Here is a 25,724-nt window from a genome sequence, read left to right as displayed (position 1 = left end):
TATTCTTGTTTTTTCCCCACCTAAACTCAAGTTATATACAACTTTATTCAACAACCTTTAAAGACAACTCACGTAAATGCTTATCATCTACTTTAGAAGGAGCGCCCATTAGAACATCTTCTCCTTGCTGATTCATAGGAAAACAGATTACTTCACGAATATTCGGCTCATCTGCAAGTAGCATAACCATTCTATCAACCCCTGGCGCTATTCCACCATGAGGTGGCGCTCCAAACCTGAATGCACGCACAAGCGCGCCAAATTTTGTATCAACTTCCTCTTTACTGTAGCCTGCAATGGCAAAAGCTCTGTACATAATATCTAGTTTGTTATTACGAATCGCCCCACTTGAAAGCTCTATTCCATTGCAAACGAGATCATATTGATAAGCAAGGATATCTAGTGGATCTTTGTCTTCTAAATCCTTCAAGCCACCATGTGGCATGGAAAATGGGTTATGAAAGAAATCTATTTTTTTGCTTTTATCATCATATACAAAATATGGAAAATCGATGACCCAGCAAAACTTAAAGATATTGTCATCTATAAGACCTAGTTGTGATCCTAAGAGAGAGCGAACTTTCCCTGCAATTATTGCTGCTTCATTTTCCTTATCAGAAGCAAAAAATACACTATCTCCAGGCTTTACATTTGTTATTTCTTTTATAGAATTTAACCTATTGTCATCAAGAAATTTAGCAATTGGTCCTTTTGCAATGCCGTCCTTATCAAATGTTATATACCCAAGACCTTTAGCACCTAATTCTTTTTGCGCATGTTCTATTTTTTTATCAAAAAAGCTGCGTGGTTCCTCCGCTGTTTTGGGAGCAGGAATGGCTCTGACTACCATACCTCGCTCAATATTGCTTTTGAAAATATTGAACTCTGAATTACGGAAAATTTCTGTTACATCGCTGATCAATAGTGGATTGCGCAGATCTGGTTTATCAGAACCGTATTTGAGCATTGCGTCTTTGTATGTAATACGTGGAAAATCTTTATCAACTGATTTGCGAGAAAATTTGGCAAACACTTTATATAAGGTAGATTCAATAACCTGAAATATATCTTCTTGAGTTACAAAAGACATTTCAAGATCTAGCTGATAAAACTCCCCAGGAGAACGGTCAGCCCTTGCGTCCTCATCACGAAAACAAGGTGCAATTTGAAAATATTTATCAAACCCTGAAACCATAAGCAACTGCTTAAAAATCTGTGGAGCTTGTGGTAATGCATAGAATTTACCAGGATTTAGTCTGCTTGGCACTAAATAATCACGTGCTCCTTCAGGAGAAGAGGCAGTAAGTATGGGAGTTTGAATATCTAAGAATCCTTGCTCTATCATGAGCCTCCTGAGCTCTGAAATGATCTGTGAACGTAGAATAATGTTATTACGAACCTTTTCACGTCTTAAATCAAGAAAACGATATTTAAATCTCATGTTTTCTGGGTATTCTTGCTCACCGGCGATACTTGCTAATATACTCCTTTCTTCTTTTGCTATTTCTTCATCACAGTGGAACTCAACTTCAGATTCAACTTGTAAATTACTAACTATAACTTCAATTTCTCCTGTGGAAATAGAGCTATTTACCGTATCTTCAGTTCTAGCTTTGACTATTCCTGTGACAGTAATCACACTTTCTGATTTTAAATTCGAAATTTCATCAAAAAAATCTTTATCGTTATTGAATACCAACTGAGTAATCCCATGAAAATCTCTTAAATCAACAAAGATTAGGTTACCATGGTCACGTTTGCGATACAGCCAACCAGAGAGAATAACTTCCTTTTCTACATCATTCTTCCTTAATTCATTACACTCGTGAGTTTTATAACAGTTCATTTAATTGAAATTTCTAGAATACAAAAAGATTATAAAATAAATTAACCTTTGGGCAAGATAATATCTAAAGATCCTTTACAAGCAATTCTGATTTAGATATACTTTTTTATTATGTGTGTTGAGGTGTATTTATGAACCCTGAAGAATTAAAAGAAATTTTAGCTAAAAAAGAGAGGGTGAATGCTGTAATAAAAGATCTTGTTGATACTGTTACCAAAAATGATTTAGAAAAAGTAAAATCAATTTTTGAGAAAAACAGCTCTATTATTAAAGATGTTGTTGCTGAGATTAATTCCCAAAATGGTACAAATTTATTAGGTTATGCTATTGATAGTAAAATGGCTAAATATCTAATAGAGCAAGGTGTAAAATTCGTCACTGCAGTCGGAAAGGCAGTTATGAAAAAAGATTTAGAGTTAGTCAAATCAATCTGTCAGATGAATAAATCAATAGCTAAAAATGAGTTATCGCAAAATCCTGAGCCACTAGAATCTGCAACTTATGATCACAAATTTAATGATAAAATTGCAAGGTATTTGATTGAACAAGGTGCAAATCCTAATGCAACTGATCATCTTGGTCGTTACTTACTTCATCTGCAAACTGCAAAAGGCAATTTCGAAGGAGCTAAGGCTTTAATAGAAAACGGTGCGGATGTAAACATAGTAAATCAAGAACAGGATGGCTATTGGAGACCAGGCATAGACGCTAATGCGCTGAAGGGTCAAACTGCATTGCACTTTGCAATTAGAGTATACAGAAATAATAAAGACCTAAATCCTGAAAAAGCTAATAGAGCTTTAGGATTTATAAGTTATTTAATAGAAAAAAAAGCAAACTCAAATATCAAAGATTGTAATGAAAAAACTCCTCTAGATACTGCTATATTTTTTGACACTCCAGAGATAGTAGAATTATTAATAAAAGCTGGTGCTGATCTTAATGTTGGAAGGGAAAAAGCAGAAGGTGTTTTAAAGTATGCAATTACTGAAGGGCATATAGATATAGGGAAAGCTACAATTCGATATATTTTGGAACATGACTCACACTGGTTAACAACTTCAAATAAACCAGATCTTCTCAATGACCAACAAGAGTTATCAAACTATTGGGATGAATATAAAGCTCAAGTTAAAGAGCTTCATGATATAGTGGGAGATAGAATTTACTTAACTGGTGACCGCTCTACCCGTCCTATAATGAGAACAGTGAGTGGCTTTTTAGATCATGAAAGTAGAAAAAATCTAGTAAAATCATCATTCATATCTAGTGCTGAGGCACCAGAAAATTTTTGTCCGAGAAAGCTGGCTGTTATAAGTGTAGCTGCAATAACTTGCGCTTTAGCATTATATTTTCTTGCTCCATTAATCATTGGGTCTTCTGCTGGAATTGGTACTCAACTAGCATTAGGAGCTGTAGGTGCAGTTGTAGGTGGTGGAATTGGAATCTTGACCAATGTGGCAATAGATCAATGCTACGTTAATTCAGCTACTCAGAAAGCTGACTAAAATTAAAGCGCCATAGATTGCTAAAACTCCATAATTGTGGAGTAATATAATGTTACTTTCCTCAAGCCTTTAGCTCCTCAAATACTTCTCTTGCTCTGTTTAAAACAGAATCAGGAAAACCAGCAAGTTTTGCTACATGTATTCCATATGACTCATCTGCAACGCCCTCAATTACTTCATGTAAAAAGATGACTTCTCCTTTCCATTCTTTTATTTTCATACAAAAACATTTCACATTTTCTAAGTATTCACCTACTTTAGTCAATTCATGATAATGAGTTGCAAAAATGGCGCGGCACTTATTTATGTTGTGAATGTGTTCAATCACCGCCTGTGCAATAGATAATCCATCATATACCCCTGTGCCCCTACCAATTTCATCAAGTATCACCAAGGAACGATCTGTTGCCTGATTTACTATCGTTGCTGTTTCGATCATCTCTACCATGAAGGTAGAATAACCAGCTGTTATATTATCCGTTGCGCCAACCCTGCTGAATATCTTGTCAATCACTCCAATATGCGCACTCTCTGCTGGCACAAATGACCCCATATGAGCTAAAACTGCAATGAGAGCGTTTTGCCTCAAGAAAGTGCTTTTTCCAGCCATATTAGGACCAGTAATTAGATGTATACCAGCTAAATTGATGCTATTTGCAATGAATTTATCGTTAACTTCAACCACTGGATGTCTTCCGCTACAGATATTGAACTCTTTGCTGTCATCAATGATGGGTTTTACGTAATTATTTTGCACTGCAAGCTCTGCAAACGCGGTTCTAATATCAAGTTTTGCCAAAGCATTTGCAGCAAGAGCAATTTTTTCAGATTCTTTAGCGACTTCACTACACAGTTCACTAAAAATTTTCATTTCTAAGCCGATTGCAGCATCACGTGCCGTAAGAATTTTATTTTCTAGTTCTTTCAACTCATTAGTAGTGTAGCGCATGCTATTTGCTAAGCTTTGTCTATGAATAAATATATCCGAAGTTATTTTGTGATTTGCCGACACTTCAACGTAATAACCGAGTATGTTGTTATGTAATATTTTAAGTGCGGCAATACCAGTTAGGTCGCGATAAGATTCACGGAGTTTGGTTATTAGTTTATTACTATTATTTAATATGTAGGATAACTCAGATAATTCTGAGTTGTATTTTGAGTGAATAAATCCTCCTTCTTTCACGGAACTGAGGTTATTATCAAGTATAGCACTATTTAACAGTTCAAATAGGTCTTTATGATTGCCAAGGCTTTTATGTATTGTGCTTAGTTCACTTTCGTCACTACTTATCACCTGAGTAGTAGACACTGGTTCCTTTTCTCTGGTCAAGCACTGGAATGACATCTGAGAGTTAATTTCTGATTTTTCACTTAAACAATAATTATGCAAGGTAGACAGAAACTCAGACAATTCTAAAGTCTTTCCTAGGCCTATTTTCAATAGGTTCATATCCTTTGGTGAACCACGCCCTAGTATTAAGCGCGATAAAGACCTTTCAATATCCGGAATGTTAGATAATATCTCTCGTATTTTTCTGCGTGAATCATGATTATTTACAAAAAATTGAGCGGTGCTGAGCCTCAAATTAATTGCCTTAGAGCAAGCAAGGGGTGAAGCGAGCATTTGTTTGAGCAGGCGTCCACCAGAAGCTGTAACTGTATGATCAATAACTGAAATTAGTGAACCTTTCTTTTCACCAAATTGAGTTGAAAACAACTCAAGATTTCTCCTTGCTGAAGCATCAATAAGCATGAAATTTTGTTGCTTATAGGTTTTTGGGAATTCAAGCCTTGGAATGGAGCCCCTTTGCGTTACTCTGACATATTCAAGCAGTGCACCACACGCCATGATTTCTACTTTGCTGAAATTTCCTATACTCCCAAGTTCCCTGATTTTATAAAACTCGCATAATGTTCTGTGAGATTTACTATACTCAAAAAAGCTCTGTGCGTGTTGCGTAATTGATATTTTATAATTTTTTAAAATCGATCTAATTTTTTCATCCTCAGTGAATTTTTCAGAAATTAATAATTCTCTTGGTGATATACGCAATAAATCACTATCTAGAGCTTTCAAACTCGTTAAAGTGTGAAAAAATTTTCCCGTCGATAATTCAAGCCAACTAATAGCATATTCGTCATTTTGTTCAACTATGGATGCGAGATAATTATTGCTTTTATCCTCCAGTAGTGAATCTTCTATAATTGTACCTGGAGTTACAACTCGCACTACATCACGCTTTACTATGGATTTATAGCCCCTCTTTTTTGCTTCATCAGCAGTTTCTAATTGGTCAGAGATTGCTACTTTGAATCCTAAATCTATTAGCTTGTGTAGGTAAGATTCGCTACTGTGTGCTGGCACTCCACACATTGGTATTTCTTGCCCATTTGAATTGCCCCTCTTGGTTAGCACTATATTCAGCAATTTCGCAGCTTTAATAGCATCATCGAAAAACAACTCATAAAAATCTCCTAGCCTATAAAATAACAGATGATCCTTGTATTGAGCTTTCAGGTTCAAATATTGTTCCATCACAGGGGTATTTTTTTCTCTTATTAAGTTCATAATATTTTTAAATATGTTAGCAGCAAACCACTTACTCTGGCATTGGTTATTTTATTATGGATCAATAATTTTTTTTAGCTATAGTACAAAACAAATAGTTTTGAGGTAGAACTATGGAACATGAACAGTTATTAAAAATATTAAGGACAATAAGTGATTTAAATGAGAATAATATAATCGAAAGAGTAAAAGAGGAATTGGAAAAAGAAGACCCAGACACGTATAAAAAGTGGCAAGATAATGGATTTAACATAAATTATACATTCGATGATCAAAGTACATTGTTACATATAGCTGCTAGAAATGATCTTGTAAAGATAGCAGAGCTTTTAATAAAAAAAGGGGGTAATGTTAATACAGCAGATCAAGATGGATGGACTCCTTTACACTTTGCTGCTGCAAGTGGCAGTATAGGAGTGGTAGAGATTCTCATAGCACACAAGGCTAGTGTTGTAGTAGTAGATAAAGAGGAGTACACCCCTTTGCATTGTGCTGCTCACAATGGACATAAAGAGATAGTAGAACTCTTGTTAGACAAAGGGGCTAATATTGATGCAGTAGATCAAAATGGGTATACTCCTTTGCATTATGCTGCTCTCAATGGACATGAAGAAATAGTAGAACTACTATTAAACAAGGGGGCTAATGTTAATTCAGTAGGTTGCGCTGGGAGTACTATATTACATCATGCTGTTTCTGCTGAAAATTGCAAAACGGAAATAGTAAAAAAACTCATAGAAAAGGAAGCTGATGTTGACATAGCGGATAAATACGGGCGTACTCCGTTATGCTGGGCTATTAGAAATGGCTATTCAGAAGTAGCAAGAATTCTACTTGAAAACAAGGCAGATCCTTTATTGGGACATAAAAGTTTTAACACATTAAAGCTTTTGATTGAATTAATAAAAAATGATTTTAAGCACTCTAAGAAAGCAGAAGAAACACAGCAACAAGAAGATGATGAATATGAATTGATTAAATACTCGTTGCTACTTCGCAATGACTGCTCCTTAACGGATGTTGTCGAAAGAAGTGCATTTGGCAAGCTGATATCTACTGGCTTGTTGACATGTCCAACTTAACAGAGAGTCAGAAGGAGTTGAATAAAAAATTCTTAAGTACTTTTAAAGACTTTCCACATGTTACTTATAAGGATTATAAGAACGATGTTGAAAAAATTAAAAAATTTTTACTAGATCATAAAAGTAATCAAGATCTAAAAACCATTCTCAACCTTAAAAGAGGAGAATCTAAACTGACAATACTGCATATTCTATCAAGTATGGAATGTAGCAATTCAGAAGAATGCATAGATTTACTGTTGAATTCAGGTGCTGATCCTAATGAAAAGGACGACACAGGAAGAACACCTTTGCATTATGCTACTCGTTCTGGTCATTGTGATACAATTATCAAATTGCTTCTAAGGAAAGGAGCTAATCTTGATATAAAGGATAAAAAAGGTAAAACCCCAATAGAATTTGCAGTTAATAATCCCAACCTTAATATTAAAGAGTACTTTTTAACTGATGACGTTATTTATGGAACTTTTCGTAAAAAAACACAAACTGACTATAATGGAAAAAAGTATTTGTGCAAAAGTGCAAATCTATGGGGGGAGGATTTTCTACTAGATGGGCAAAATCCAGATGAATATTTTTGTGAATTAGATGAAGTTCAAGACATAAATCAGCTAGAACAGGTTGTGAATGAAGCTATAGAATCTGGGGTAAGGTTCAATCTTACTTGTGAGGGAAATATATATGAAAATACTTATGAGAATAAGTATAATTTTACAGATTATGTAATAAAAAGAATTAGTGAATTAAAGATTTTTCAAGTTGAAAGGGACATAGAAGTTGCTAGTCGCATAGTATGTAATTTGGTAAAAAGAGGTGCAGTACTTGAAACTCTAAGTAGTATAATTGTAATTGATAAACTAGAGAAGTTTAAATACCACAAAGCTAATCTGAAAGAAGCACATAAAAGCTGTATATATTATTCTCTAAGGTTTTTGGAAGCTGCAAAAAACGCAACTACTGGTAAGGTAAAAGAGGCAAAAATGGACAACTTGACTTTCTACTGGAAATACTCAAGTGGTAGTATAGTCGTGGTTCCAATAATCACAAATAGTGATGAAAGCACAGAATTTCGAAGAGACGTGATAGCAATCGGTGAAAGCGAGATAGAAATTTTAACGGAAGGTGGGATAAGAAATTATACTGACATTATAGGTAATATAGTACTGACTTTTGATACTGATTTGGGAAAAGTAGATGCTAGATTGTATCCTGATGTCCAAGATGAAGGAAAAATTATAGTAGAAGTGAGTAACAAGGAGGAAATATTGGAAAAGTTTAAAAATTATAAAGAAGAGTTAGGTGAGAACTGCTTGCTTTATAATGCACCCATTTGTCTAGACCATTTTTTTCAAAGTGATCCGATTTTTAAAATGAATATGTTGATAAATACGTCGACACACATTTAAAGTATTTATCAATATATTCATTTACTGTTTATGATAATAAAGATCAGCAGGAACTTTATAATGTAGAGTCTGATGTCGCCTTCTATAGTTATACCAAGCAACAAAATCATTTATTATAAGATTTAAATCTCTGATACTATTTGGTCTATAATAATATATAGCTTCTTGCTTTAAAGTTCTCCATAAGCGCTCAACAAATATATTGTCGAAGCAACGTCCTTTATGGTCCATACTGATTTTAATATTAGCACGCTCTAATTCCATAATAAAGTTGTAGCTAGTAAACTGCACCCCCTGATCACTATTAAAAATCTCAGGTTTACCTTGTTTTAGAGCTTCTTTGAGAGTATAAAGGCAAAATCCAGCATCGAGATATGGTGATAATGAATGAGCAATAATATAGCGACTATACAAGTCCATTATTGCCACAAAATAGATAAACTTACCTTCTACCATAATATATGTTATATCAGTAGCCCATACCTGATTAACTCTACAAATAATCAAATCTTTGAGTAAATAAGGATATATTTTATGCTTTTTTTCTTTAATACTTGTATTACATCTTTTTCTACAATACAGCCCACTAATCTTCATTTTTTTCATAATTCTTAAGATTTTTTTGTGATTGACTACTACTCCACTCGCTATGATTTCAGCAGTAATTTTACGATATCCATAACGGCAATCAGAAGCCAAATATACTTCTTGAATCAAATTTGCTACTTCACTTTCGTTATTAATTATAGGCCTATAATATAGGCTAGATCTGCAAATCCCCAATAAATCAGCCTGTTTCCTAATTGACAGATCAGAATCTTTTTCTATAAACCTTACTCTATCTTTTTTGCTTATTTCAGTAATTTTTTTTTCAAATAGCTATTTTCCACTGTCAATTCTCCTATTACTTTATGTAAACTTTCTATTTCTTGCGCTAAGATTCTTTGTTTTCTCGCACTTTCACTTTCTTCAACAAATAGGTCTTTTAACCTTGCCAATACTCTATCACGCCAATCATATAGATTTGTTGATGGTATTTTATATTCACTACATATCTCAGCTGTGCTTTTTTGATTTTTTATTGCTTCCAAAGCTATCTTTGCTTTTAACTCTGGTTCATATTTTTTTGTTGCCATACTTTTACCCCTTTACCTTCCTACTCGGATCAACCATTTTTTTTTGGTCTAGTTTATGGGGTGCATTATACTTGGTGGTTCTTCTGTCTACGACGCTATTAAGCAGGGATATTTTAAAAGGCCTGAGAAAGTTTTAGAAAAAGATTCCATATATCATGTAAGTTCTTCATTAGAAAATATATCTTTATCTCCTATTGTACAACAAGAGAAAATTCCCTCGCGAGGTTGTGTTGCTTAGCTTAAGTTTAAATTACCAAAAAATGCAAATTTTATCATACTGAAGGAGCTACTTTTTTACTAGAAGAAAAAGCAGCAAGTAGTGAACCAAAGGCGATGAGAAAAGATCCAAGCCAAATTATAGACATTCCTGGTTTATAATGCACTTTAGCTGCGATTTTGCTCTTACTCTTATCAATCTCTCCAATTACAACATAAATATCAGAAAATAAATTGTGGTAGATACTGCTTTCAGCATTTTTCTGACCTTCCGCAAGGTAAAATCTATATTCAGGAGTTACTTCACCTAATATCTTATTATTCAGCAAATTCCTGATATCCATTGTACCCCTCACTGCATGGAAATTTTTTTCTTTTATTAGCTCAATATTTCGTAAAGTAACTTTAAATTTATTGACTGTTATGCTGTCTCCTATTCCCAAGTAGTTTTCTTTTTTCTCCTGCCAACCAACTGAATAAGATATACCAAGCACTAGAATTGCCACTCCAGCATGAGCAAGCATCATTGCATAGTAGGACTTAGAAACTCTTCTTGCTAATAAAATTGATCCACCAAATGCTACCTTAAATAAACAAATTCTTTTACTATATGCTTCTAAAACAAAGATTAATAATGCTATGGAGATGGTAATTGATAGCACAATCATTAGCTCCATGTGAAAGATAAACGGCAAAATAGCTGCAGCACTACAAAATGAAAATCTATATTCACGGAATATTGGCAATAGACTATTTCCCTGCCAACTGCAGTATTGCCCTATCATGGTGAGCACTAGAATAGCTAGTGCAATAGAGTTAAATAAAGAATTGTAATATGGTGCTCCAACTGAAATTAATTCACCGGTTAAATACTCAAGCACTGTAGGGTATAAAGTGCCAATGAACACGATGAAAAAGGTAGTGATGAATAATAAATTGTTCATCAGCATCATCGTAAGGCGTGAAAAGAATCTTCTACCCGCTGTCACTTGAGTAGCAGATTTCTTTTCAGATTCCAATATCGAATACTGGAAAGATGTGTGATTCTTTCTCGTAAACACTACAAATATTACTAAACTACTGACTGTAATTACACCAAGTAGAGCTAATATATACAATCCATATCTTGGGTCATCTGCAAACGTGTGCACTGAGGTAAGTATTCCTGAGCGGACTAGAAATGTTCCAGTCACACTCAATATAAAAGTTATGAGCGTAAGTAAAATAGCAAAATTCCTTAAAGTATTGAAATTTCGTACAACGAGCAACAAATGTGTCAGCGCCACTGCAATTAGCCACGGCATCAAAGAAACGTTTTCCACTGGATCCCAAAACCAAAATCCACCCCAACCGAGTTCACGATATGCCCACCAGCTACCCAAGCTGATGCCCAAAGTGAGCAGCGACCAAGAAATAAGTACCCAAGACCTGACAATTTTAGCCCAAACATTTCCTTCAGTATTTAAAATTAATCCAGCTATAGAGAGCGAAAAAGGAACGCTAAATCCAAGGTACCCCAAATATAATACCGGTGGATGAATAGCAAGTCCTATATCCTGCAATATCGGATTAAAACCAAGACCATTTGTTTCGATGCCTGGCATTTTAGTGAAGGGATTTGATTCAAGTAAAGTGAAGAGTAAAAAACAAAAGCAAATCAGTCCATGAATGATAAGAGATATTTTTTTTAATTTACTACCATTAGTTCGTTCTGGTGTCATTCCAGTACTTGACACTGGACTCCCGATACAATGTTGAACACTTTTTTTTTGCCTTTCGAGAGCGAGTTCTTTCAGCCGAAACACTACATGCACGTTATCATCATCAACTTCAATGCGTTGAACTAATTTTCTTATTATATCAAGTTTAGTTTCCCAATCCGCCTGATTAAGTTCCAACTCAACCTCAGAGGAAAAACTTTCTACACTACTTGTGATAAAATCTAATTCCCTCTGTAGCCTCTTTTCATCGACCATTTCTTCCCTTTGATCTCTAATTCCTTTTAACTCCTTTGCCATGCTCTCAACTTCTAAGTCATATTTTTCCTTCGTTATATGACCTCTTGCATATACATAAGCTAATCTTTCTATACCTTGTTCTATTTTATTTGCACGCTTTTCAAGTTCATCCTTTGCCTCTGTACTTTCATGTTTCACGAGTCTGAGCTGATATTCCTTAGTCATTGCTTCTGGTTCTTTGAGTACCATCTTTACTTCTTCCCATACTGCTTCTTCTAGTATATCAACTTGTATTGATTTGCTGTTACACACTCTATTCCCACCAAAACGATTTGCATCCGTTCCAGGGCATCGATAGTAACTTCTTCCTCCTTTAACATTACTCATTCCATAATAAATGTATTTACAACACTGACACACCATTAGCCCTTGTAATAGGTACCTTCTCCCACTTCGTTGCATTCTTGCTCTTTTTCTATTTTCAGATAGTTGCTCTTGTACTATATCAAATTTCAACTATATTTGGTATTTCTATATGAATCCAATTCTTTTTCTCAGTTTGATAAATGGAATAACTTTTTTTCCTCACTTTCCATATTGCTCTCACTTCTTTTTTTATTGATTCGTTTTACCAAATGCTGCTTGTCCTTTGTATGCTGGATTCCTCAACATTCTACACACTGTACCTGAATGCCAATTTCTTCTGCCCTTTGGAGCAGTAATATGCCTTCTTGTAGTTTCTTTTAAGCTCTGACCTATCCACTCAAACAGTTTACGCACTACTTTTGCTTCCTCTTCTTCAACTTCAAACTTTGCTTCTTCTCTGACTACATGCTTTATATAGCGGTATCCATAAGCCCATTACACTTATACACCCTTTCCTTGCTGCATGGAGTTTTCCCCTTCGACTTCTTTCCATTATCTTTGCACATTCGTATTCTGAGATTAATCCTTGTACTCCTAGCAATAATTTTGACTCTGGATTATTTTCAGTCTTATAATTTAGTTGTAATAGTTTAGACTTGATCTGACAGGCATGAATTAACTGACAGAAGAATCGACGAAGTCAAAACCGATATCAGAATCTATTTTAATGTTATCAATATTTTTTTGGTAAGCAATATGCATACTATCAAAAAAGGTCTGCATAGCAGTACTTACCGGAATGAGGTCTAGTTCTGTTGTAAGAATGCAGCCAATCTAACTGAAGCTCCTCCAAAGTACTATAAATCTTTTTCCTGAAGATAATATTGTAACATTCATCTTGCATAGTTCTATGAAACCTTTCACATATACCATTAGTCTGTGGAGAATAAGCTTTGGTTCTAGAATGATCAATATTTTCTACTCCCAAATATAACTGGTACGCATGATTCCCTGGTTTGCCACAATACTCTGTACCCCTATCAGTTAAAATGCGTAGCAATGGAACTTTCTGTTCATCAAAAAATGGTATATTGAGAAGATCTGCAGCTGTGATAGCAGTTTTCTCCGTATAAAGCTTAGCGAAAGCCACTCTAGAGTAGGTGTCAATAAAAGTTTGTTGATACAATACCTTTGATATTGCCTACATAATAGGTATCTTGACTACCTAAGTATCCAGGGTGTTGTGTCTCAATTTCGCCATTGGCTTCTTTTTGTTCCTTAGTTTTTTCTAAAGCAGCAACTTGCTCCTCTGTTAAAATTATACCGTCTTGGACCACCTTTGCTTCCAGGGCTTTCAATCTCTTTTTAAAATTTTCGAGTTTGCCATATTGACCTTATGCCGCTAGCAGATATTAGAATTCCTTTTTTCTTTAATTCATTAGCTGCTCTTTCTTGTCCATATGCTGGAAACTCTACTAACTACTGCTTCTTCTGTATCCTTTGGTACTCTATTGGCAAGTAATGGTTTGCTTTTGTTTATCTCGTATAATGCTTTTTCCCCTCCTGTTTCATACAGCTCTTTGAAGCGGTAAAATGTATCCCTTCATTACTCTACACGCCTGTGATACATTTCCTAATTGCTTTGCAAGTTCTAGCAACCCCAACTTTGGTTTTAGTATTTTTTCTTGTGTTTTACTCATATCTGACACTCCTTTAAAATTTATTTATATTTTTATCTTACTTTGTTAATCTGTCAGATCAAGTCTAAACTATTACAACCTTAATAAGTTAAAGACCTTGCTTGAGACTACAGAGGTATAATATTGGCTCCAACCCCTAATTATTGGATTAAGCTCTTTTATTACAGCTTCTTGTGGTGCTGCTTGCAACTCTTTAAGCTTATGTTTAATAGATAACAAGTGTTGACTTATAGATTTACGACTTGGTTTACTTGTAACCTCTCTTATTTTGACGTGTTTGATAATGCCTTATTGAAAATCCAAGAAAATCAAATCCTGGCTTTTCCCCATTTAGGGATTTCAGTGTATGTACAATTCTTGTCTTTGATGACTTTAATTCTAATCCAACGGGTTTTAGCCATTTTTCAATTAGAACCTGTGAAGTTGCCAATTTCACAAAATGTGGATAACGATTTCAGCCAGATGTTATGGCGGATGGGATTGAACCATCACGATTTCATGACTTTCAGGTCGCACGAGAAGAGTTTGTTTGGAATTTTGCTATCATTTTGCACTACTTTGTGTTTATTGTATCATAACTATCATCCTCCAATGAATTGAATTCAAGTAAAGAAATATTAGCGTTAGATTATTAGGTAGATTTATCAGCTTGTTTTTTGTTGGACCCAAATAACTATGAAAAGAACTTACCAAAAGTGATGCAACCAATACAAAAGACTTTATAATTATACCTAAAAATCATCAAGAAAAGAGCCTGCTGTTTGTACAAATTCTGTAATGAGAATGCTCAAAAAAGCGTATCAAACCGAAAAAGAAAGTAATAAATTGATATAAAATGGAGACTTGACAATGAGTTAAGTGAATAAAAACGTTATATATATCTTATGAAACCTATCAATGTACATGTTAGTTTAACGCCCCCTGCCAGAATTTTGGCTTTTGCTACCATTTTGCAGTGAATCTCTTGTTACAATATTCCTTAATGCTTTCTTTATTATCTCTATACAACATCTCATAGGGTAATAATGGATCTATAATTATGGATGTAATCTATGTAACTGTTTTGCTGATCTTTCTTATTCAAATCTGCAACTTACATAGTAAGGTGAATAAATTACAAGACCAACTGTTCAAATTACTGAAAAAAAATGTTATACCCAACTTAAAAAGTAGCATAGTACTAGATAAAAATCCATGGCAACATACTAATGATACAACACTTGACGAAAAAAACACTTTTGCTACTAAAAATGGAGAATCAGAGCAATCTACTCAATCTAAAAAGCAATCGAACTTTGAGCGACAGTTTGGCATTCGCTTGCCTGTGTGGATAGGTGCTATCGCTTTAGCGCTTGCTGGCTTTTTTATGGTTAAGTATTCTATTGAAATAGGGCTACTTGGGCCAAATGTACGTATTATTCTAGGTCTGATATTTGGCATTAGTTTACTTTATGCTGCAAATTGGGTGCATACTAGGCCTAAGTTTGCTAACGGTATGCGAATTGTGCAGGCACTATCTGGTGCAGGTATTGCTGATTTATACATTTGCATCTTTGCAGCTCCTGCCTTTACTAGATCTTTTATTATTTCAACTCCTGCTCCTCCTATCTTGCATGCAGATTGCAGTGGCGTACATCCAGTAACATATTGAGTGGCATTTACTTCTGCTCCTTCCCTTAGTAGCACTTTTACATTTTCTAAACTTTTTGCGAATACTGCACAGTGTAGTGGTGTATAACCATTTTTATCTCTTGCATTAACCTCTGCCCCTTTTTTTATTAATAACCTCACTGTTTTGTAATCAGAGATTTCTACTGCTTGATGTAATATCGTCTCTCCTTCTTCATTTTTTTTGTTAATATTTTTAAATCCGTTACTTGATACTTCTTTAAAAAACTTACTCTTGCTAAAACTCATTTCATACCTCACAAACCTAGCGCCAGACAAATTTCTTATATTTACCTGCTGCTATTCAAGTCATGTCTTTTTTAGCATGAGAAAGCAAGTCCTTTTCTTTTTATTTCATACATTTTAACCTATTATCAATATAATACATGATGATCTAAATATAAGTACTTAACTTATTAGAGATATTATTTGACTATCTTTCCAACTTCTGTGCAAATGTCGATGTTCGTGCCATTTCAGTACTCCTGGATAAAACACTAAAATGTGATTTTCTAATTCGTGTATTGAGTCTTTCTGCTCTAAATCATTTTTATAGTAAATGTTGTGTTCTGCTAAAACATATTTTGTGATCTTTTGATCAGTATAATTTTCTACTTTGTAATCATGGGTAACGCTAAACCTTTCTAAAATTGGTTTGTGTTTTAAATTCCAACGTTGCCCTGAAGGCTTATCGTTTTCCAATAGAAATTTATTTCCTCTTTCCTCTATACTACTAACTGAAAAGCACGAATTTATTTCTCCTAATCTTCAACTATTGTAAGTTAAAAATATGATATAAAGAAGATAAGAGGGAAGATAGTCCTATCTTTATAAGAAAATAGGGCTATCACGGGCGTGTGCGACTGACCAACTATTGGTATTATAACCGTTCGGATCAAGGTACACTAGCCCATCTCTCGATATGTTTGAATAGTTGTGTGGGACATAAATATGCACCCGTTTACAATCTTAAATCAATTAAAACTATCGAAGTTATTATGATTACGTCTTATCAAAATTTTATTGGCATTGACATCGGAAAATTTAAAAATGTTGTTGCAGTTCACAAACAGAAAAGCGCTGTCGAATTTGACAATGATACTTCTGATTGGCAACAAATGTTTCAAAAATTTTCAGATACAAATGCAATTGCCTACTTGATGCCTTGCCATCGTGTAATCTGCCGTTGGGGAGTAGAACGCAAAAATTGCTTATGAAGCGCTACCTTATAAGGCATAATATCGATTAATCTTTTCTTTAATTTATTTTTCCAACCTTTCAATCATTATCTTTAATCAATTATATTTTTCCATTTTATAGATTAAAAAATTTAGCTTATCCTTTTCAAATAACATTAACATGACTTACCTTTTTTTGGGTCTAGGAACTTTCTGGAAATTGTCTTCTTGAATTCTATAGTACTTTGTTTAACATTGGCGCATGATTCTGGAATCTAGCTTTTTATCAGAAACGTTGTATTACTTTTATACTTATAAGTTTCTAGGCACTGGGTTTGTTGTAGACTTACTTTTACTTTACCCCCCTTATTTTACCACTCCGCCTGTATATTTTTATATGAAGCTTTTTGCGAAAATTTTTCATTTTGTGTAACATGATATATATGAAAATTGATCACGAAGTTAGTATAATTATTGAGGCAATAGAGAAATTTGGTGGTGAGGCAAGGCTTGTTGGTGGATGTGTTAGAGATTCAATTTTACAGCGTGACATTCACGACATCGATCTTGCTACTAATCTGCTGCCTAATCAAGCAGTTAAAGCGTTAAAACTCCGTAATATAAAAACTATTCCAACTGGCTTAAAACATGGAACTATTACTGCGATTTTAAATAAAAGATCCTTTGAGATTACAACGCTAAGGCATGATGTAAAGTGTGACGGTAGACATGCGAAGGTAGAATTTACTAATGATTGGCAAGCTGATGCTTCAAGGCGCGACTTTACGTTTAATGCTCTTTATGCAGACAAATATGGCCATATATACGACTACTTTGGTGGCATTCAGGACTTAAAAGCACGAAAGTTAAACTTTATAGGTAACGCTGAAGATAGGATTAAGGAAGACTATCTACGTATTTTAAGAGCGTTTCGTTTTCACGCTAAAATATGCATAGGAGATTTAAGTGATGAAATATTGGATGTGTGCAAAAAGCATTCACACATGATTCAAAACCTCTCTGGAGAGAGAATAAGAGAAGAAATATTTAAACTCTTGGAATGCAATGATCCTGCTCCAACACTTAAGAGCATGCAAAAATCTGATGTTTTACAAAAAATTATTCCAAAAGAAGTAAAATGCGAAATTTTATCTTCACCACTTCTTATCAACACTAAACCTCCTACAAAACCCTCAGCGTATGTCCATACGCCTTTCCTAGATGATTCACTAACAAAATTAGCGTTGCTTATTAGGACTGCTGAAGATAGAGTTAGTCTTGGAGAAGAAGTGAGCAAGTTTTTACGTCTTTCAAATAAGCAAAAGAAAAAGCTATTATTTTTATTATCAAACGATATCAAAACAGAGCTTTCAGAAAAAGAACAAAAGAAATACATATCTTTATTTGGTAAGGAATTATATTGTGACTTAATGAAGATTTGTGGTATTGAGTCTGGAATAAATGTTGATGAGTATATTTCATTTGCTAAGATGTTTAACATTCCAAAATTTCCTTTATCTGGTGATGATTTAATAACTATAGGTCATCAACCAGGAAAAAATTTAGGTAGAAACTTGGAATTGCTACGACAACATTGGGAAGACAGCTCCTACACTTTAACAAAGGAGGAGCTGATACTTTATGCTAAAAGTTTTATCTAGACCTTGCTTCTTGCTTCACACTTACCGGAGTGCTATTAGTGTGACTCATGGAAGAGTTAGGTGTGTATTCTTTTTTAGCTTTATCTGTTAATTCATATTCATTGTTTTCTTTTGAAGTTTGAACGCACATTTTCTGATCTGGAGATAAAAATTTATCTCGTATGCTTGATGCTAGTTGTAATCCTTGAATCTTATCTGAAAAACATTTCATTTCAGCTTCCGTTAACTTCTGCACAACAAATTTTTTGACTGAATCATTATTGCTATTATTTTTGTGAGCTAAAAATTCCATTAAGGAACTTATTATTGCTTGACTATCTTCTTCATTTAAATATAACCCTTTTGCACACTCTTGAACAAAAATTACCTGTTCGATAGAATGCTTTTTACCAACTTTTTCAACAACTGTGTTAACCTTAATTTCTATAATCGCTCTTCCAGATTTCATCAAATTACTTTTCAATAACTCAAGTAATTTATCACTTTCAAATTTACCATCACCTTGATTTGATAAAGATTTTATAGTTTCATCAAGCACGTTATGGCAAAAGTGTTTTCCTTCAAATTCAGGAAAACTTTTTTTCAACTTTGTATTTTGATCAGATAAAAATTTATCGAGACTGTCATTCCCGCGAAGCTTAGATAAAGTATTTGAAAATTTTGACTTCACAGAACCAGAAGTAGAAAAAATACTCTTTGTATCTGCTTTAGTTTTTTTATTAATATCTTCTGGCTTTTTACTAGCGTCTTTTTGCTTGTTTTGTAACTTTTGTTGTTCTTGATTATTTGACAATTGCTGTTGTTCCAACTGCTTTGGCGTGCTTGATAAGCTTCTCTTTAATTGATCTATTTCAGCTAACAGACCTTTATTTTCTTCCTGTAGTTTTGTAATATCAATTTTCGATCGATTTTCTGCTTGCTTATGTTCCTCTTGTAACTGCTTAATCTGCTTCTCTTGCTTTGCAAGTTCTTCTTTTAACATTTCTGTCAGATTCGAATGAGTTTCCTTTAAGCTATCATCTATTCCCGCTGATTCCCACTCTTTACTTTTTTCTAATGCCTGTACTTGTTCTTGTAGACTAGTAATCTTACTTTCTAATTCTTTTTTCTCTGTTTCAGTAGCATTTAGTTTACTAATTGAATCACTTTTGTCTTTCTCTAATTGTTGTTTAAGATTCTCTACTTCAGCATCTTTTCCCTTAGCTTTTTCTTTCAATTCGTTAACTTCATCTTCTAATTCTTTTTTCTTTATTTCAGCAGCATGTAGTTTACTAATTGAATCTTTTAATTGATTTGTTAGATCAGTATTTTTTTGCTCTAATTGTTGCTGAGCACTTTCCAATTTTTTTTCTAAATTTAGTATTTTTTCCTCAGCTTGTGTGAATTCTGCTTGTTTCTCCTTAAGTTGATTTTCTAATTGCTTTATTTTAGTATCAGACTCGTTGTTTAACTTACTAAATTTACTCTTAAGTTCTGTGTTTTGCGCTCTTAGGCTTTCATTATCTTTCTTCACAGTTTCATTTATATCTTTATTTTCACGAAATGAATTTATCAAATCGTCTTGCTCTTTTATTTTTTGGTCTTTTGTAAATATAGTTTGCTGTTGTGCATTATTTTTATTCTCCATTTCCTTTTTCTCTTGTTCTAATGTTTTATTTAATTCCGTTAATCTACCTATTTTCCCATCTTTTTCTTCTACCCTTACTGAGAGCATTTCTATTTTATTTGCAAATTCTTTGCTGCACTCAATTAATTCTTTCTGCAAATGTAATATCTCCTCAGACTTTTTCTTGAACTGTGCTAAAAATTCTTCTCCTCGTTTTTGTGCAATTTCTGCCAATTCTCTATAGTCCTTTTTCAGGTCTTTAATTATGGAGTTTAATTGTTCTTTTTCCTCTTTTAAAACATTACTCTCTAATTCTAAATCTTCAATCTGCTGTGCTTGTTCTGCAAAAAATTTAGCAAATATTTCTTTTTCCTCTCCTAATGATTTTACTTGTTCTTTAAGTTTAGTAATTTCTTTCTCTTTTTTAGTTAATTCCTGATTTAAATTTGACTGATTTTCCTCCTTCTTACTACCTTCTTTCAACTTTTCTTTTAATCTCTCATTTTCATCCTTCAATTCCTTTTCTCTGTTAGAATTTAAAAGATCATCAGTCTGAACTCCACTATCCACAATAACCTTATTGTGGTGTAGAATATTCTCTGCCCATTTATTCCATCTCTCTGGCAATATTCGTCCAATTGTTTTTAGATATAGCCAAGCAAGCACAGTGGATAAGCTGTATTTTTTTTCCTTTTGTTTAGGTTCGTAATTAACCTTATTGTTAGCATTTAGCATAAAATTACCTAATTTTTAAAGTATTGAAGTTATATATATTAATATAATTATTAAATAAATAATAATATAAATGTTAAATTGTATGAAAATTTTTATAGATTTTAAGTAGAAATACACATGTTCGTAAGCACAGAATTTGCTTTTTCTATTGCTCTTGCTAACATTTCTTGTTCATTGTGCTGATTTTTCACGTTGATTACCTGAGCTGCCAAATTTGCAGGGAAAGTGACCAAACTAACTTCCCATAGCTCCACTTGTTTTAACACTCGAGCTCCGCTTTCATGATCAACATCATACTCTATTGGTATATAGCCAATCGAAAGCCCGTTAATAGTTCCAGTTTTTAGCATTAAATATGCTTCCTCTGCTTTTTGAATACCAAAAAGCAAATGTGCAGTTATATATAGGCCAACATCATTTTCGCAAATATCCGTAATATTACCTATAGGCTCGCTCGGATTGTGCTGCCAAAGAAGTTTTATCTGACTTTTATTTAAGTTATTCTTAAATGCTCCTGGTAATATCAGATCATTTTGCTTATCAACTATATTAAAAACGCTCGCATAGCCAGAAAATACTCCGCTTTCTTCTATGCTTTTTATTGATAATGGTGAATAGAGAAATTTCTTATTCATAAGTCCTCCTTGTAAATTATGGTATTGGGTTTGCCAGCGCTCTGAGCCATCTTAAAATGTTGTATAGATTGTTTTCCTATATCTCAGGATGAGTATAAGGCACTGTAATATAATTCTATTATATGCAGTGCTTTGAAAATTGGGAAGTACTTTTTTTAGTTATAAAATTTGTCGTTTTGTATACAGAAGGGTAGGGTTTGTTGCACATTGAGTTGTTCAACAGCAGCGTTTTCTAAGTTTGCGGGAACAGCTCCTCTATTTGTGAAAATAGTTTTTCCTGCTAGCAAGCCAGATCCTACAGAGACAGCACCAATCAGGCCATGCATTAACGCTTCTGTTCATTTGAATTCTTCTCCTCTCTCGTATTCTTGATAGATTTTAGAATATATCATTATTGGCTTCATTCGGGTTTAAATTTCTTTCCAACTCTTCTGATGTTTTTTCCCCAGCATCTTGGGATTTTGTTGATGAACTTTTCTGTAAGTTTTCTAATTCTTGTGCGTCCATCAACACCTCACTATTAAAGCTTAAGTACAAATCATACAGCACTATAATTGTTTAGTCAAGGTAAATATTAGTATATTAAGTAAATATTTACTATATTAATATGATTGATTAAATTCACAGCTAATTGTTTGGGGGAATAAAAAGATTGTGTTTTGTAGGTGATTTGCGTAGCGGAAGGTGTTACCCCAGTTTTACAACACCCGGGGTAACGATAAAGAAGGAAGTAGAGAAAGTTATATGTAATAGTTTAAAACTATTACAAGTTTATATGCTCTGTCCTTGAATATTTTGTTGTTCAGTGGCAACATTTTCCAAATTTGTAGAGATAGGAGCAAACATTCTTCTCGCTAAAGCCGTTGACAATGCAGCGCCAGCTCCAGCTCCAATTGTAGCTGCAGTTGTAGTCATAAGACCAGACCTTAATGATTCTCCAAATACCATATTTGTTTCAGCTGTGCTTCTAACTATTCTGCTAATTAACATTATTGTGCCTACTCCTAAAGCTGCTGATAACCCAGCCGTTGATTCACTTATTGAGTCTACTACTCTTTGTCTTATTTCTCTTGATGTAGTATTGCTTACGTATGTCAGTGGTGCTAATAATATAATGGCTGGTATGGATAGCAATCCTCCAAGTGTACAACCAATAATTTCACCTACTTCTGATTCTCCAAGACGAGTGCTTGAGATTATCAATTTGGATATTCCAAGTGTTCTCAAAAATATACTTTCTCTTGATTCTTCTATTAATCTTCTACGTTGTGTTTCTTCCATAGATGCTATAAATTCTGCCCTAGACTGCATAATTTGTTCAAACATCGTCCTAATTTGTAATATATGTGCTATGTATTCATCATCGATTTCCTGTTGCGTTATTGAACTTCTTCGTCCTAACTCTTGTGAGGTTTTCCCTCCGATACTTTTGACAGCATCTTCTAAGTCTAACAATGATCTGTTGTTTAACCTTACGTTACCTTGACTATCACAAAGGACAATGCAGTCTAAAATTGTCATTCTCCGATTACTTATTTCTATACAATCATTAATATGATCTTTTAATTCATCAATAATCTTTAATGCTCGATCTTTCATATCTTTTTCCTCTTCTGCACTAGCTGGTGCAAGTATGAGAAAAATTATTCCAAGCAACTCTAGTTGTAATTTTTTTAATTGTTCTAAGTTCATAATAATTAACATTAATATATATAATTAAATAATATAGTAATATAATTAATTAATCAAGATATATATTAAGAAATAAGTACTAAAAAATAATATCCTTTCCTTAGTCGTAAAATACAAAAATAGCGGAGCACCCAGTGCCACAACACTGGGTAATGATAAAGAAGGAAATAGGGAAAGTTATTTATAATAGTTTGAAGCTATTACAAGTTTATATGCTCTGTCCTTGAATATTTTGTTGTTCAGTGGCAACACTTTCCAAATTTGTAGAGATAGTAGCAAACATCCTTCTCGCTAAAGCCGTTGACAATGCAGCACCAATTCCAGCTCCAGTTGCAGCTATAAAACCAGGGCCTAATAATTCCATATTTGTTTCAGTGCTGCTGCTAGTTATATTGTTAATTAACATCATCGCGCCTGCTCCTAAAGCTGCTACTAACCCAATCCTTGACGGTTTACTTGTTGCATCAAGAGAATATTGTACTACTTCTCTAAGCTCTGAATTCCTGTTTTTTAACGCTACTGCTATTGATGCTGGTAACATGACCATTATTGGCATGGATAATAGTCCTCCAAGTGTTGTACCAATAATTTCACTCACTTTTGATTTTCCAAGATTAACTCCTAAGGCTGTTATACCTAATACTCCAATTGAGGTGATAATCCTTACATTTCTCTCTTCCATTTCTCTCACATGCGCCTCATATTGTATTGTAGCTTCTGCTAACGCTAACCCAATACTATTTGGTTGCTGTGGAATCTGATTTACTCGCCCTAACTCTTGTGAAGTTTTCCCTCCAATACTTTTGACGGCATCTTCTAAGTCTAATAACGATCTGTTGTTTAACCTTACGTTACCTTGACTATCACACAGGATAATGCAGTCTAAAATTGTCATTCTCCGATTACTTATTTCTATACAATCATTAATATGATCTTTTAATATACCTATAATCTCTAATGCTCGCTCCTTCATATCTCTTTCTTCTTCTGCACTAGCTGGTGCAAGTATGAGAAAAATTATTCCAAGCAACTCTAGTTGTAATTTTTTTAATTGTTCTAAGTTCATAATAATTATCATTAATATTGAGTTAAATAATATAGTACTATAATTACTTAATCAAGATTTATATTAATATATTAAGAAATAAGCACTAAAAAATGATATCCTTAGTCGTAAAATACAAAAAGAGCGGAGCACCCAGTGCCACAACACTGGATAACGATAAAGAAGGAAGTAGAGAAAGTTATATGTAATAGTTTGAAACTATTACAAGTTTATATGCTCTGTCCTTGAATATTTGTTTGTTCAATAGTAGTACTTTCCAAATTTTGTAAAGATTTAAATTCTTCTTGCATATCCAGTATGTCTTCTATTACTTGCTGATCTTCATCTCTTTCTTCTAATTGAAATGCTGCTGCTTCTTGAGGTGCTTCTAGCAGTTTTTTTAATATTTCTGTGCGCAGTTTCTCTGTTATTGATTTCCACTTTAGCATTACTAGCATTTCATTTTGCAGCACTGACATTTTCTGTAGTGTTTTCACTTTTTCTGACAGTCCTTTATTTTCTTTTTGCAATGCTTCTATTTTTCTTTGCTGATACTGATTATCTGAATTTGTCATTGGTAATCCATGCATAACCTACTCCAAGTTAAAATTTAGACATTATTAATTAAGTGATACAGTTTCTTTAGTCAATCAATATATTATAAAATTAGGATTAACAACTAAAAGAATAGAATGAAATATCAGGCAATATCCTCTATAATTAAACTTTTAAGATGGAAAAATGACAATTCGTGTAGGAATTAATGGTCTTGGTAGAATAGGCAGAAGTGTATTGCGTGCTATTTTTGAAGTAGAAAACTATAGCGAGCAAATAGAAGTTGTGGCGGTAAATGGGTCGCTCAGTGCTGAGCAGCATGCACATTTGATTAAATATGACTCTGTTCATAGCAAATTTAACGGCGATATTGATTTTAACGAGTCTGAAAATTGGCTATCTATAAATAGCAGGAAATTTTCTTTATATAGAGAATGTAGCCCTGAAAATATTCCTTGGAATGTTGATGTAGTACTTGAATGCACTGGTGCATTCAACAAGCGTGCGGAAGCAGCAAAGCATAATGCAGAGAGAGTAATTGTCTCTGCTCCAGTTTCAGATGCTGACGTAACTATAGTTTACGGCGTAAATAACGATATGCTAAAAAAGGAGCATACAGTGATCTCAGCAGGTTCTTGTACTACAAACTGTCTGGCTCCGATTGTACACATTTTACACTCCAATTTAGGTATAAAAAGCGGTTTTATGACCACTATACATGCCTATACGAATGATCAAAATATTCTTGATGGCAACCATAGAGACTTACGCAGGGCAAGAGCTTGTGGCCTTTCTATGGTGCCAACTACAACTGGAGCAGCAAAAACAATTGGTTCTGTTATTCCTGAGTTAAAGGGTAAGCTAGATGGTACTGCTATTAGAGTTCCGGTTAGCAACGTTTCTATGGTTGATTTTAAATTTTTAGCTGATAAGAGAGCAACAACTAAGGAAATAAACGAAATATTTAAAAATTCAGCAAATCATGTGCTTTCCGTATGTAACGAGCCTTTAGTTTCAATAGACTTTGTCCATAACCCTTATAGTGCAATTGTGGATTTAGCTGGTACATATGTCACAGGTGATATCTGTAGAGTTGCAGCATGGTATGACAATGAATGGGCTTTTTCACTGAGAATGTTAGATATAGCGTTATTGTAAA

The 25,724-nt window shown here is 33.8% G+C and carries 19 protein-coding genes and 7 pseudogenes; 7 read left to right on the top strand and 19 right to left on the bottom strand.

What is annotated here, in order from left to right; translation table 11 throughout:
- Positions 1–43 precede the first annotated feature (43 nt).
- Positions 44–1,846 carry an aspartate--tRNA ligase gene (gene aspS, locus OOK99_RS03850; RefSeq protein ID WP_264719437.1) on the bottom strand — a complete coding sequence of 601 codons (1,803 nt, stop codon included), beginning with the start codon at positions 1,844–1,846 and terminating at the stop codon, positions 44–46.
- Positions 1,847–1,977: 131 nt separating this feature from the next.
- Here aspS and OOK99_RS03845 point away from each other — a divergent pair, with 131 nt between their 5' ends.
- The gene (locus OOK99_RS03845; protein ID WP_264719436.1) at positions 1,978–3,354 is read left to right on the top strand and encodes an ankyrin repeat domain-containing protein; all 1,377 of its coding nucleotides are present in this window, start codon (positions 1,978–1,980) and stop codon (positions 3,352–3,354) included.
- A 61-nt stretch (positions 3,355–3,415) separates the two neighbouring features.
- On the opposite strand, the gene mutS is transcribed toward OOK99_RS03845, so the two are convergent.
- Positions 3,416–5,926, bottom strand: coding sequence for a DNA mismatch repair protein MutS (gene mutS, locus OOK99_RS03840; protein ID WP_264719435.1), 2,511 nt, complete (start codon positions 5,924–5,926; stop codon positions 3,416–3,418).
- Positions 5,927–6,039: 113 nt separating this feature from the next.
- Between mutS and OOK99_RS07170 the strand changes: the two are divergent.
- Positions 6,040–8,414: pseudogene (locus OOK99_RS07170) on the top strand (ankyrin repeat domain-containing protein).
- A 21-nt stretch (positions 8,415–8,435) separates the two neighbouring features.
- Here the strand turns inward: OOK99_RS07170 and OOK99_RS03825 are convergent.
- A protein-coding gene (locus OOK99_RS03825) for an IS3-like element ISWpi17 family transposase (protein WP_214303219.1) occupies positions 8,436–9,550 on the bottom strand; the annotation gives its coding sequence in 2 pieces (ribosomal slippage) (positions 8,436–9,277 and positions 9,277–9,550; 1,116 coding nt in all).
- A 55-nt stretch (positions 9,551–9,605) separates the two neighbouring features.
- Here OOK99_RS03825 and OOK99_RS03820 point away from each other — a divergent pair.
- On the top strand, positions 9,606–9,788 hold the full coding sequence (locus OOK99_RS03820; protein ID WP_264719432.1) for a hypothetical protein: 183 nt from the start codon (positions 9,606–9,608) through the stop codon (positions 9,786–9,788).
- 34 nt (positions 9,789–9,822) lie between these two features.
- Here the strand turns inward: OOK99_RS03820 and OOK99_RS07165 are convergent, their stop codons facing one another.
- From OOK99_RS07165 to OOK99_RS07075, 7 genes and pseudogenes are all read right to left on the bottom strand, one after another.
- The gene (locus tag OOK99_RS07165; protein ID WP_458694690.1) at positions 9,823–10,755 is read right to left on the bottom strand and encodes a cytochrome c-type biogenesis CcmF C-terminal domain-containing protein; all 933 of its coding nucleotides are present in this window, start codon (positions 10,753–10,755) and stop codon (positions 9,823–9,825) included.
- Between the two features lie 71 nt (positions 10,756–10,826).
- Positions 10,827–11,505 (bottom strand): annotated as a pseudogene (gene ccsA, locus OOK99_RS07160) (cytochrome c biogenesis protein CcsA); the annotation flags it as partial.
- Between the two features lie 480 nt (positions 11,506–11,985).
- Positions 11,986–12,186 (bottom strand): annotated as a pseudogene (locus OOK99_RS07155) (recombinase zinc ribbon domain-containing protein); the annotation flags it as partial.
- Between the two features lie 153 nt (positions 12,187–12,339).
- A complete protein-coding gene (locus tag OOK99_RS03810; RefSeq protein ID WP_143689015.1) occupies positions 12,340–12,564 on the bottom strand; it encodes a recombinase family protein in 225 nt (74 codons plus the stop codon).
- Positions 12,530–12,691 carry a recombinase family protein gene (locus OOK99_RS07080; protein ID WP_406719255.1) on the bottom strand — a complete coding sequence of 54 codons (162 nt, stop codon included), beginning with the start codon at positions 12,689–12,691 and terminating at the stop codon, positions 12,530–12,532. The genes OOK99_RS03810 and OOK99_RS07080 overlap by 35 nt, the downstream gene beginning before the upstream one ends.
- Positions 12,692–12,765: 74 nt before the next feature.
- Positions 12,766–13,790 (bottom strand): annotated as a pseudogene (locus OOK99_RS03805) (IS481 family transposase).
- Positions 13,791–13,862: 72 nt separating this feature from the next.
- Positions 13,863–13,979, bottom strand: a complete 117-nt coding sequence (locus OOK99_RS07075; RefSeq protein ID WP_406719366.1) for a group II intron maturase-specific domain-containing protein — start codon at positions 13,977–13,979, stop codon at positions 13,863–13,865.
- An 850-nt stretch (positions 13,980–14,829) separates the two neighbouring features.
- Between OOK99_RS07075 and OOK99_RS07070 the strand changes: the two genes are divergently transcribed.
- Positions 14,830–15,441 carry a DUF2339 domain-containing protein gene (locus tag OOK99_RS07070; protein WP_406719254.1) on the top strand — a complete coding sequence of 204 codons (612 nt, stop codon included), beginning with the start codon at positions 14,830–14,832 and terminating at the stop codon, positions 15,439–15,441.
- Here OOK99_RS07070 and OOK99_RS03800 read toward each other — a convergent pair.
- Positions 15,327–15,707, bottom strand: a pseudogene (locus OOK99_RS03800) (ankyrin repeat domain-containing protein); the annotation flags it as partial. The gene OOK99_RS07070 and the pseudogene OOK99_RS03800 sit on opposite strands and share 115 nt — an antisense overlap.
- 159 nt (positions 15,708–15,866) lie before the next feature.
- A pseudogene (locus OOK99_RS03795) lies at positions 15,867–16,223 on the bottom strand (phage tail protein); the annotation flags it as partial.
- A 233-nt stretch (positions 16,224–16,456) separates the two neighbouring features.
- Here OOK99_RS03795 and OOK99_RS03790 point away from each other — a divergent pair.
- Positions 16,457–16,597 (top strand): annotated as a pseudogene (locus tag OOK99_RS03790) (IS110 family transposase); the annotation flags it as partial.
- 482 nt (positions 16,598–17,079) lie between these two features.
- Positions 17,080–18,297 (top strand): CCA tRNA nucleotidyltransferase, encoded by a 1,218-nt coding sequence (locus tag OOK99_RS03785; protein WP_264720235.1) that lies wholly within the window; start codon positions 17,080–17,082, stop codon positions 18,295–18,297.
- On the opposite strand, the gene OOK99_RS03780 is transcribed toward OOK99_RS03785, so the two are convergent.
- From OOK99_RS03780 to OOK99_RS03750, 7 genes are all read right to left on the bottom strand, one after another.
- Positions 18,290–20,638 carry a coiled-coil domain-containing protein gene (locus OOK99_RS03780; protein WP_264719430.1) on the bottom strand — a complete coding sequence of 783 codons (2,349 nt, stop codon included), beginning with the start codon at positions 20,636–20,638 and terminating at the stop codon, positions 18,290–18,292. The genes OOK99_RS03785 and OOK99_RS03780 overlap by 8 nt on opposite strands.
- Positions 20,639–20,739: 101 nt before the next feature.
- Positions 20,740–21,273: an HK97 family phage prohead protease gene (locus OOK99_RS03775; protein WP_264719429.1), complete on the bottom strand. Its 534-nt coding sequence runs from the start codon at positions 21,271–21,273 to the stop codon at positions 20,740–20,742.
- Positions 21,274–21,428: 155 nt separating this feature from the next.
- Positions 21,429–21,599, bottom strand: a complete 171-nt coding sequence (locus OOK99_RS03770) for a hypothetical protein (RefSeq protein ID WP_264719428.1) — start codon at positions 21,597–21,599, stop codon at positions 21,429–21,431.
- A gap of 52 nt (positions 21,600–21,651) precedes the next feature.
- The gene (locus tag OOK99_RS03765; RefSeq protein WP_006013643.1) at positions 21,652–21,780 is read right to left on the bottom strand and encodes a hypothetical protein; all 129 of its coding nucleotides are present in this window, start codon (positions 21,778–21,780) and stop codon (positions 21,652–21,654) included.
- 264 nt (positions 21,781–22,044) lie between these two features.
- Entirely contained in the window at positions 22,045–22,965 is a 921-nt protein-coding gene (locus OOK99_RS03760) for a hypothetical protein (protein ID WP_264719427.1), read from the bottom strand.
- A gap of 208 nt (positions 22,966–23,173) precedes the next feature.
- Positions 23,174–24,031: a hypothetical protein gene (locus OOK99_RS03755; RefSeq protein ID WP_264719426.1), complete on the bottom strand. Its 858-nt coding sequence runs from the start codon at positions 24,029–24,031 to the stop codon at positions 23,174–23,176.
- 209 nt (positions 24,032–24,240) lie between these two features.
- A complete protein-coding gene (locus OOK99_RS03750) occupies positions 24,241–24,600 on the bottom strand; it encodes a hypothetical protein (protein ID WP_264719425.1) in 360 nt (119 codons plus the stop codon).
- Between the two features lie 151 nt (positions 24,601–24,751).
- On the opposite strand from OOK99_RS03750, the gene gap reads away from it, so the two are divergent.
- Positions 24,752–25,723 (top strand): type I glyceraldehyde-3-phosphate dehydrogenase, encoded by a 972-nt coding sequence (gap, locus tag OOK99_RS03745; protein WP_264719422.1) that lies wholly within the window; start codon positions 24,752–24,754, stop codon positions 25,721–25,723.
- Position 25,724: the final 1 nt, after the last annotated feature.

The sequence above is a fragment of the Wolbachia endosymbiont (group B) of Eucosma cana genome, assembly GCF_947250645.1.
GTDB lineage: Bacteria > Pseudomonadota > Alphaproteobacteria > Rickettsiales > Anaplasmataceae > Wolbachia.
Note: the sequence above shows the minus strand (reverse complement) of the source record. Positions and strands in the feature narration are given on the sequence as shown.

Bases quoted from the DNA above. Each gene is read 5' to 3' on its own strand.
- aspS (WP_264719437.1), bottom strand. From the start codon at position 1,846: ATGAACTGTTATAAAACTCACGAGTGTAATGAATTAAGGAAGAATGAT.
- OOK99_RS03845 (WP_264719436.1), top strand. From the start codon at position 1,978: ATGAACCCTGAAGAATTAAAAGAAATTTTAGCTAAAAAAGAGAGGGTG.
- mutS (WP_264719435.1), bottom strand. From the start codon at position 5,926: ATGAACTTAATAAGAGAAAAAAATACCCCTGTGATGGAACAATATTTG.
- OOK99_RS03820 (WP_264719432.1), top strand. From the start codon at position 9,606: ATGGGGTGCATTATACTTGGTGGTTCTTCTGTCTACGACGCTATTAAG.
- OOK99_RS07070 (WP_406719254.1), top strand. From the start codon at position 14,830: ATGGATGTAATCTATGTAACTGTTTTGCTGATCTTTCTTATTCAAATC.
- OOK99_RS03785 (WP_264720235.1), top strand. From the start codon at position 17,080: ATGAAAATTGATCACGAAGTTAGTATAATTATTGAGGCAATAGAGAAA.
- OOK99_RS03780 (WP_264719430.1), bottom strand. From the start codon at position 20,638: ATGCTAAATGCTAACAATAAGGTTAATTACGAACCTAAACAAAAGGAA.
- OOK99_RS03775 (WP_264719429.1), bottom strand. From the start codon at position 21,273: ATGAATAAGAAATTTCTCTATTCACCATTATCAATAAAAAGCATAGAA.
- OOK99_RS03770 (WP_264719428.1), bottom strand. From the start codon at position 21,599: ATGCATGGCCTGATTGGTGCTGTCTCTGTAGGATCTGGCTTGCTAGCA.
- OOK99_RS03765 (WP_006013643.1), bottom strand. From the start codon at position 21,780: ATGGACGCACAAGAATTAGAAAACTTACAGAAAAGTTCATCAACAAAA.
- OOK99_RS03760 (WP_264719427.1), bottom strand. From the start codon at position 22,965: ATGAACTTAGAACAATTAAAAAAATTACAACTAGAGTTGCTTGGAATA.
- OOK99_RS03755 (WP_264719426.1), bottom strand. From the start codon at position 24,031: ATGAACTTAGAACAATTAAAAAAATTACAACTAGAGTTGCTTGGAATA.
- OOK99_RS03750 (WP_264719425.1), bottom strand. From the start codon at position 24,600: ATGCATGGATTACCAATGACAAATTCAGATAATCAGTATCAGCAAAGA.
- gap (WP_264719422.1), top strand. From the start codon at position 24,752: ATGACAATTCGTGTAGGAATTAATGGTCTTGGTAGAATAGGCAGAAGT.